Below are 9901 nucleotides of genomic sequence, written 5' to 3' on the forward strand. Positions count from 1 at the left end.
ATGATATGATTAAAGCTTTACGCCAACCGAATTGATGACTTCTGGTTTAGTTTTGTCCGCCGTCTTGATCACGACATTTTTAAATGTCCAGTTTTCCGCATAATCAATCGTTCCGGCAGTAAGGCCATTTACATCTATGTTGACGAGCTTAAAGTTCTTTAAAATGGTTGCTTTAAAGCCAATTGCATTAATCGCTTTCTTGGCTTCCGTAGCTTTAACATTGTAAACTGTTACGTTTTGGATTCTAGGAATACCCTTAGATTCTGGGGTAACCCTGTTTAACAGCTTTGTCCAATGTGCTGGAATAGAATCAGGATTGTAACCTGCCGGAAGTGTAGAATAGCTGTAAGTTGGGTTCCAATTTGGATTGATCTGGATCACATTACCTACTCCATGCATGGTGATGTTACCGAAATAGATATCTTCTACTGTACCACCACGTGTCCGGGCCGATTTAATATTTAAAGCATTCCCCGTACCGTACCCAACAAGATCGGTAGCCCATACGTGGCGAATGCCCCCCGAGGTTTCGCTACCGAGGGTTAAAAGTCCAGCGCCCTTTCTGGCTACACTATTCCGTATCACAACATACTCTGTTGGACGATTTACCCGAAGGCCATCCCAATCGCGTCCAGCCTTTAAGCAGAAATTATCATCATTGCAGTCGATATCACAGTTTTGCACCAAGATCCATGACGAGGAATCAACGTCAATGCCATCGGTACTTGGTCCATGGCCGCCCACATTGTTGCGAATGGTAATGTTGTCTACAGTTACATATGAAGAGTAAAGTACCTGCACGGTCCAAAAACCGGCCTGTTGCGCATGAATGTCTCTTAAAATAATATTTTTTGAATCGGCAATTAAAATGGTTCTTGGTCTTTTGGCATCATAATCTACAATCCAGCGTAAGCCTTTCGGATCGTAATCTTCTTTACGGATCTTCCAATAATGATCCCAAAACACCTTCCCTTGTGCGTTAATTAACCCTTCGCCACTGATACCTGCATTTTCCTGATTCAGAATATTTAACAAGGCAGCCGGCCATTTCATTTCTATGCCAGCTACACGCGTATCTATCTCCTTGTAATCTTTAATATTTTCGCTGCCCAATAACTCAACGCCTTTGTCAATCCTAAAGTTGACTCCTTTTTTAATAAATACGGAGCCTGTAAGGTATTTCCCCGGACTGAATATAACTACCCCACCGCCTTTCGCTGCACAATCATCAATCGCTTGCTGAATGGCTTTGGTGTTTAATGTTTTTCCATCGTTTACGGCACCATACTTAGTTACGTTGAACGTGGTTTTCTTAAAAGTAATGGCTTTTGCCCCAACTTTTGAAACCCATTCTGGAGCTTTAGGTTGAGCAAATAAGGAAACTGAAAAAAAGAATAAAGCAAAAAATAGCAGATTGTTGTAAAATCTCATAGTGATTGAGGGTATACTCGGTTAAGGTAAAAAATTAAAGCCCTTTTAATATTATAGCAATTGGATAAACATAAAAAGTAAAAGGGTAAACAGCAACCTGCCTCATCCTGCTATTTTGTTTTTACATCATCTTTTTAAAGCCCTCCCACTTTACTTTCCAGGTTCCATCTTTAGGGAAACCGGGACTTTCAACAGTGTTGCCATCCCAGCCTGCGCACATCATCGCAATAGCCGTCAGCAAGCCCCCGTTACCGGGCAGGTACAAGCGCAAGCGATCATCCTGATAATTATGTCCGTTAACCAAATAAGTGTTTGTTTTAACATTCATCAACAAGGCATCAATCGCTTTCTCTGGCATATTTAAACGTGCAGCAGTCATGGCAGTCATCGGGAAATCCCAGCCCCAGGTATCATTCCAACTCCAGGTATCCCAAACAAGATTAAAGGTATTTTTCATGACAGCCTTATCCAACAAGCTGGTTTCCGGTAGCATTCCATATGCACCTAAAACAGAAGGATGATCTGTTTTATATTCTGGATTAGTGTAAGAATCTGTTGCACTCTCTGTTGCCAGATAAACCCCATCCTGCTTTGGCAAGGGCGATAATTTAGCGATCACATCATCCCATTTTGCATTACGTTCCATGCCTAAACGACTGCGCCATTGTTGCGCAGTTTTTAAGGCCCATTCCCAATAAGCCAATTCGTAAGTCGGGTTAAATGTAGTTTCGGCTTTAAAGCGTTCTTGGGCAGGAATTAAACCCGGTCCTAACACATAGCGCTCTTTATCCACATCATAATGTGCAAAAGAGGCCATGAAATCGGCTGTCTTGAAAACCAGATCCTTATATTTTTGGAGTGTTTTCTGATCAGGATGAGCCCTGTATTCAAGCTCTGTAAATGTAATGATATGTGGCTGTTGCCAGATCAGCATCGCTCCTACCGACGAAGGAGATTCATTTCCTTTATTGTCTGTCATTTTTTGCCATCGTACACCATCAAAACCTTGACGTTTGGCTAGCTTGGCAGCCTTATCTTTCACGGTAAAATACCAATCCACGCTTTTACTCAACAATGCAGGTCTGCCCCAAAGTGCAAAATGCACACCATGCCACCAGTGCATCTCCAGATGCGGTTTGCCAAACCAGCTGTTGTAAGTTAAGCCTGTTTCTTGTGGGGGAAAATCTCCCGCACACTGGATTTTAGTAAGATATAGTGATAAGATGATCCTACGCTCCAATTCAAAAGCACGCTTATCAATGCTGCCACTAAAATCAACCGCAGCACCGCTTAACCAAAAGGCTTTCCATTTATTGATGCTATTGGCTTGCACCGCAGCAAATAAAGGCACGCCATATTGACTTTTCTTAGCGCTAAAAAGACAGCTAAAACTAAAGTCGTTTGTTTTTTTATCAGGTATAATGGTATAGTAGTGCTTTGATTTCTCGACAATACGCGCTCCAGTTTTCCATGAAAAAGCGGCAAAATAAGCGGCAGAATCAAGTTGATGTTTAAGAACTGCACCATTCTGGTTGCTGTTGATAATGGATGAAGTATGCTTTTCAGTATCTTCCCAGTTGTTACCAACATCCACCCAATCACCCGTAGGATAAGGGAAACGCAACCTGATTTTTAACCGGCCCAATTTAATCAGGTCAGATTTAACTGTTGTGGCAATCAGGTCTTGATCCTGATGCCCCACTGTAATTACAGTTACCGGAATACCCTCAAAGGTAAAGGAACTTCTAATTTCTCCTGTCCATGGATCTAGCATTTGCTTAATATCTTTGATATCAGCAGGCATGGCAGGGTCGCCATTGGCTTTGCTCAACTCAAAACCTATATTACCTAATTGTAATCGGTGTACATTTTGCCGGTAATAATTAGATGCGTCTTTAGTCCGTTGCGTCTCATTCAACTGAACCGTATAAGACACTTTACGCCCGTACTGATCGTAATACTTATAGGTTTCTTCAAGCCTATAGTTGGCGGTATCTTTAAAACTATCCCAAGCCCATTCTGATTGTGTCCCCAGTGGTACACCTTTTTCATAAGCATCCGGAAAAGTTTGCAGGCCCGTTGCATCCACCGTAAAGGCAAACTTTCCATTACCTACAGAAAGTGAGGATAAAGAATCAATTTTATTAATCAATACCTGATGTCTTTGTACCAATCCCTGACGGTTTATCTGTGCGTACAAACTGGTAAATGGACATAAAAAGGTAAGCAACATTACTGCTGCAAGTTTTCTTCCAAAAAATAGCATCTTCATATTCTTATCGTTTTACTAAGCTATTGATGTATAGTTCAAGGTTCGTATAACCTGTTCCGCTAATTTTAGTCGCATCGGCGGCATTACGATGGTCTAGTTTATTTTTCTTTTCCCAATCGTCAGGGATACCATCTTCGTCTGTGTCCTTTACATTTGAGCGGATCTCTTTTGGCAGGTCTTGTCCACCTGCATCCGCTTCTGTTTTAAAAATCGCACCGCTTTTACCCAGACTTTTAAAATAGCCAATGATCCTATTGTCGACAGCATCTCGTTTTAAAGAAGAACCAGCCTCTGCCATAACCATTTTGCAAGCTTCAGCAGCCATGCCGATCTTAACATTACTTTTTAGCAGAAGGGTAGGTTCTTTGAGTAGCGTAGCAGTTTCTTTTATAAAATCTTCATCCCTAATCAAACGTCCGTTTAGCTTGCCATCTTTATCAAGATCAGCGTAGTTATCTTTATGAAATACGTGGTCTGTTGCAGAGAACATACTCAAAAACTCATTTGTAGAACTTGGGCCTGCAATGAAATAGTTACCTACAATATCCTGGTAGTGATTGGCACTGGAATGCCCTCCCACAAATCCACTTTTACCCCAGTTGTAAATCACATTGTTGATAAACTCAATACTTGCCTTAGCTTTTGGATTACGGCTTTGGTTCCCTGAAAATAGAGAATGATGTATGGTGACATTTTCAGGCACTTCCAGGAGAGCACCAAAACGTTGCGGATCTATACTTTCTGCAATCATACAATACTGTAAGGTTACATTCTTGCTTTTCTTGATGTGCAGGTTATCCCATCTACCCCATTCAATCGATACGTGATCAAAAATGATGTCCTTTAAATCGTCAGCAACTACGGTACATGATCCTTTAGACATATTGATGCTTCCCCTAAAACGGATATAGCGTACAATTGTACTGTCTTTGAAAGAAACGCCGTTGCCGTAAATGGTTATGCCCTCGCCCGGTGCAGTTTGACCAGCAATGGTAGTACGGGCTGCAACGGAGATTTTAGCTCCAATTTTAATTACTCCGGAAACATCGAACACCACAGTCCTGCCAGATTGGCTCACGGCATCACGAAAAGAGCCTTTACCGGAATCATCGAGATTGGTTACCCGATAAACTGTACCGCCACGGCCGCCAGTTGCAAAGCGGCCAAAGCCCTCCGCTCCCGGAAAAGCAAGCTGTTGTGCATTGGTCAAAAAAGTTGAGAAAAAAGAGAGAATTAAAACTAAAAAAGTACGTTGCATTTAATGTGTTTTTATAGGGTGATCAATAGGTAGAATCGTGTTATTTGAGTTTAAAGGGTAAGTACCAATTGGCTTTGTTAGACAAACGTGAACGCACAAGTGCAGCAGATGCGCCATCACCCGCAGCCTCAAATTTTGCAGCAATTTTATCTGCAAGGTAATTCGGTTCAGTAGTTTGTCTGCGCAATGCTATACGCAAGAGGTCTTGCCAGCGGTAACCTTCGAAGGCAGTTTCCAGTGCCTCCTCCTGGATGATCTTATTCTCCGTATCTACAATTGCATTAGTAGTCAGAATAGGCACATTTTGATTAACAGCTCGGCCTCTGATCCCTTTATTCCGATACCAATTACCTCTGAAAGCGTTTGTAGTTGTGCCATCAAAATCAAATGGATAAGTATCCGGAACACCATTATAGGTAGATTTTGTTCCGAAAGTTTCATAAATACCAGCATTAATTAAAGCACCTGCAAGCACACTACGATCTAACCTATTTGCGGCTTCAGCAAAGCGCATGTGCATTACCGCAGCACGATAAACAATCCAAACCCCCGTTTTTTCAAAAGGCAATGCAGAAGTGTAGTTCATGGTATATTTTAAAACTTCAGGATCCTCACCGACCATACCATACGACATATTTCTACCTCGTCGATCCGTCAAACTGCCATCAAGTCTTACTTGATTATTCCAATTGCCCATTGATAGCGCTGAGGGCTTAACGAGGTAATTGCCTGATGTTGAAAACAGCGTCAGCAATGGGTTTCCAGGTGCAAAACGACCACTGAAAGGCAGTGTCCACATCCTTTCCCAATTCGTAATCCGATCTGCCAAAGCACCATAAAAAATCTTCGTCCAGGGATTGAGCACCGCCGTAGTTTTAAGCGAGTGATCTGCGGAATTGTCATCAGACACCCTATAGGTATCAAAAATATCCACCTGTTGATCAGCGCTGGTGCTACTATTGGTTCCGATTTCCATCACCTCCCTGTAATACTTTGCGGCAATTAAATAATCGCCTTTCCACAGGTGAAGATCGGCCAGGAACGATTTTCTCTGGATAAAAAACTTAAATACGCCATCCCTAAGGACATACGAGTCCATCGGCAACATCAACGTTGGACTCGCAGCAGAGGTATTCTGATTGAGGTATTCTTTGGGTATAGCTTCAGTTTCGGCAATAAGCTGAGTCAGCAAATCCTCAAATAACAATTTTGGAAATTTACCTTGATCCTTAAGGTCATTGACATCACTTAGTGCATCTGTTACGTAGGGTACACTACCATAGTGGATACCAAGCTGTAGATAAATCCAACTGCGTAAAAACAAAATATCAGTATAGCGCTGATAAAACTGGGTATTATCCAGTAATTTTTTACTGCGCATGATTTCAAAATTCTTCAACGCGTCATTGCAATTCAAAATAACTTCATAAAAAGGCTTAGGGTCAGCATAGGGGTTATCTTCTACTACCGTTTGTGTGCCTAACTGTCTTAAATAAGTATTGGCATTTCTAGTTACATCCAGCAAGTCTGCCCTCAGCTCATTAAGCAGGATATAGCGATCGGCCAGACCTACAAATTTCCCGTAAATCCCAAGTACGGCAGCATCTGCATCATACACATTCTGATAGGTTTGTGATGATTCTAAAGCATCTTTAGGTTTAATGTCAAACATTTTTTTACAGGAAGCCATAGTGCTCAGCCCTAGGACAATCAGTATAGATTTTCTTATTTTAATGGATAATTTCGTGTTCATATTCCTTCTTCTAAACTAAACTACAGACCAATTCTAACACCCAGTTGTACTGACTTTGTTCCGGGCTCCAACCCCGTATCCACTCCTCTTGCGAATACACTACTACCTGCACTAAACTCAGGATCATAGCCCTTGTATTTAGTGAGCGTAAGTAAATTATTGGCAATGGCATACACAGTTGCAGACCTAAAGAAAGCAAGCTTAGGCAGTTTATAACTTAAGGCTAAGGACCTCAATTTCAAATAAGAGCCATCTTCAATCCAGCGATCTGAGAATCTTGAATTTCTGGATGGGTCGTCCCAGGAAGCACGCGGTATATCGGTTACCTGCCCATTCACACGCCATCTGTTTACTACAGCCAGCGTTTGGTTGTTGTATCCGTTCATGCTCTCCAGCGCGGCGCGTGTCCCATTGTAAATATCATTTCCATAAGTAAACGTAAACAAGGCATCCAATGTCCATTGTTTGTAAGACAGTTTATTACTGAACGATCCGGTAAAATCAGGATTTGGGTTGCCAATTACCTGTCTGTCATTTTCATCAATGGTACCGTCTCCATTTGTCTCCACAAAGCGCATATCCCCACCTTGAAAAGGAATAAAGTCACCATCAACTGTTTTATTACTTAAACCAGAAGCCAGCGCTTCCGCATCAGTGGCATATACCCCTTTTGTTTTGTATCCATAGAATAAGTTAGCAGCTGAACCAGGTTGGGTAATAATCGTTGCTCCAGAGAAATTAGTAATCAGATTTTGGTTTTCACCAAGGCCGATCACTTTATTTCTATTGAGCGCATAAGTAAAGCCCATGTCCCATTTCAGGTTATTTTTATTGATCAATCGGCCACTTACCGCGAGCTCAACACCCTTATTTTCCATGGTTCCGCCATTTCGCAATCCATAATCAAATCCAGTAGCCGTTAGCATAGGTTCGTATATCAACATATCCGATATTTTATTGCGATATATATCCAGACTGATATTCAATCTTTCTTTCAAGAATGAGGCATCCATACCAACATTTAATTTGGCATTTGTTTCCCATTTCAAAGCAGTGTTGCCAATGTTACCTCTAATCAAACCTTGTCTACCCAGAAAGTTCTGAGAAACATAATAGGTCTTAGCACTATAATTACCAATCTCATCATTACCAGTTAACCCATAACTTGCACGTAATTTAAGGCTCTCTACAAATGCATTATTGGCCATAAAATTTTCTGAAGAAACAAGCCATGAACCAGCAACAGAAGGTAATACGGCAAGCTTAACGCCATTTAAAGTCAATACATCTGGGATTTCCTTTCCAAAACGAGATGAAGCATCTGCAGCTACATTAAATGATAAAAAGTATTTACTATAAGCCTCATAGTTCACATTAAAGTAGGTATTTAACCAGTTCCATTTCCCCAGTGCCCCACCTACAATCCTTAAGGTACTTTGTCCACTTCCCAAGGTTACAAAATCATCACTGGCCGTATTATAAGTTGTACCATTATCCAATTCGGCACTGCTGCTCTGGTACCTAAAACCCAGGTTTGCACTCAGCTTACTAAAGTGATTCAGATTCTTTTGGTAAGCCAACCTGGTATCTGTATTTACGGCAAACAAACGCTGTACACCAGCCGCGACCTTATTATAACCCACTGCTGTTGGCAATAATACAGGTGTGATTCCCAGTTCTGGAGTAAAGTAGTTTTCTCTTACTTTATCATAGGTAACTCCAATTATAGTACTGATTTTAAAGGATTTGTTAAGTGTATAATCGAAACCAACAGAACCAACAAACCGGTAATTACGGTTTACGGCCTCTACGCTTTCGGCCGCTGCAACTGGATTACTTAGGCCGAAAATATCGGTATCTGAGAGGTTTGGAGAAAGTACACCTGATTCAGATATTTCATGTGAGGAGAGAAAAGGTGATTTAACCAATGCCAGGTATAATGGATTCGTGGAATAAGCTTGCCCCTGATCTCTGAGATTCTGCTCACTTCGGGTAAAGGCCAGGTTTGCTTGTGCTTTTAATTTTGCTGAGAGATTTAAATTGGCGTTAAAACGAGTCTGATATCTTGTTAGATCGGTCTTATGGGTTAAGCCCTCATTATTCAGGTATCCTAGTGACAAAGCGTAAGTAGCAACTTCATCTCCCCCTGTTACTTTGAGGTAATAATTTTGGCTGGTCCCGCTACTCATTACCTTATCCTGCCAATTGGTATTTTGATGGTAGGTATAATAGTCCGGCCCAGAATTATCATTCATATAAGGCTCATCCTTGATCATCGCGTCTGTATATCCCGGACGAGTTCTCAACATATCCCCCAAAAATATACGGTAATTGTCGGCCTGCATTACTGGCAAATGACTTACTGTTCCATTGTATCCACCGTAAGCCGCAAAATCCAATCTGGTTGCTACATCCTTTGCCCTACTTGTAGTAATTAAAATAACACCATTGGCACCGCGCGTTCCGTACATAGAGGCACCATCTTTAAGTATCGTGATGTTATCAATATCTTTGATATCAACATTGGCTAAGTGGTTGGTCTGGTGACCAGAAATGATAGAACTGCCATAAGTATTGATGTCATAAAGTACACCATCTACTACTACAAGTGGCTGATTGGCTGCATAAAGAGAATTGTAACCTCGCAAGTAAAGATCGGCACCAATATCTGGAGTCCCCGATCTTCTAATCGCCTCCAAACCGGCAACCTTTCCTTGAAGATAAGAATCTGGTGTCTCATTGCTACGCTCCCAAGATCCATTAGGGTTAACGGCTGTAACTGCGTATGGTGTTCTATTTTTGAGAACAATTCCGAAAGGAAGCAACGCAGCATCGTAAACAGAAGTATAGCTCTCTTCATACAAAGCCGAAGAGATGGTTTTTCGTCCTTTCAGAGCTTCTTCTTTAGACTGATAACCTTGCCCCGAAATCACCACTACCGCACGATAATCAGGAACGCTGATTTTATAATGCCCCTTTTCATCAGTCAGCGCAGCAGCATAGCCCGTTACACTCACGTTAATTCCCGGCAAGGGTTTTCCTGTAGCAGCATCAGTAACTACACCATTAATCTGTGGTCCGGTAGCCCTTTTTACAACCGCAACTTTCTTTGTGCTTATGGTGTCCGTTTCCTGAGCAAGCAAAGTATTACTGAATGCGAGGAAGAGTAGGCACGGTAAGAACATAT

Annotated in this window: 5 protein-coding genes; all 5 read right to left on the reverse strand. The window is 41.6% G+C overall.

Features of this window, described 5'->3' with window-relative positions:
* Positions 1–9: 9 nt before the first annotated feature.
* The gene (locus tag BLS35_RS22410; RefSeq protein WP_090785664.1) at positions 10–1431 is read right to left on the reverse strand and encodes a glycoside hydrolase family 28 protein; all 1422 of its coding nucleotides are present in this window, start codon (positions 1429–1431) and stop codon (positions 10–12) included.
* A 121-nt stretch (positions 1432–1552) separates the two neighbouring features.
* Complete coding sequence (locus BLS35_RS22415) at positions 1553–3703, reverse strand: hypothetical protein (protein ID WP_207909133.1); 2151 nt, start codon at positions 3701–3703, stop codon at positions 1553–1555.
* A 4-nt stretch (positions 3704–3707) separates the two neighbouring features.
* On the reverse strand, positions 3708–4961 hold the full coding sequence (locus BLS35_RS22420; RefSeq protein WP_090785665.1) for a pectate lyase family protein: 1254 nt from the start codon (positions 4959–4961) through the stop codon (positions 3708–3710).
* A gap of 40 nt (positions 4962–5001) precedes the next feature.
* The gene (locus BLS35_RS22425) at positions 5002–6714 is read right to left on the reverse strand and encodes a RagB/SusD family nutrient uptake outer membrane protein (RefSeq protein ID WP_132226018.1); all 1713 of its coding nucleotides are present in this window, start codon (positions 6712–6714) and stop codon (positions 5002–5004) included.
* Between the two features lie 20 nt (positions 6715–6734).
* Positions 6735–9901 (reverse strand): SusC/RagA family TonB-linked outer membrane protein (locus tag BLS35_RS22430; RefSeq protein ID WP_090785667.1); only part of this gene is annotated, 3167 nt, incomplete at its 5' end.

The organism is Pedobacter sp. ok626, from assembly GCF_900100435.1.
Taxonomy (GTDB): domain Bacteria; phylum Bacteroidota; class Bacteroidia; order Sphingobacteriales; family Sphingobacteriaceae; genus Pedobacter.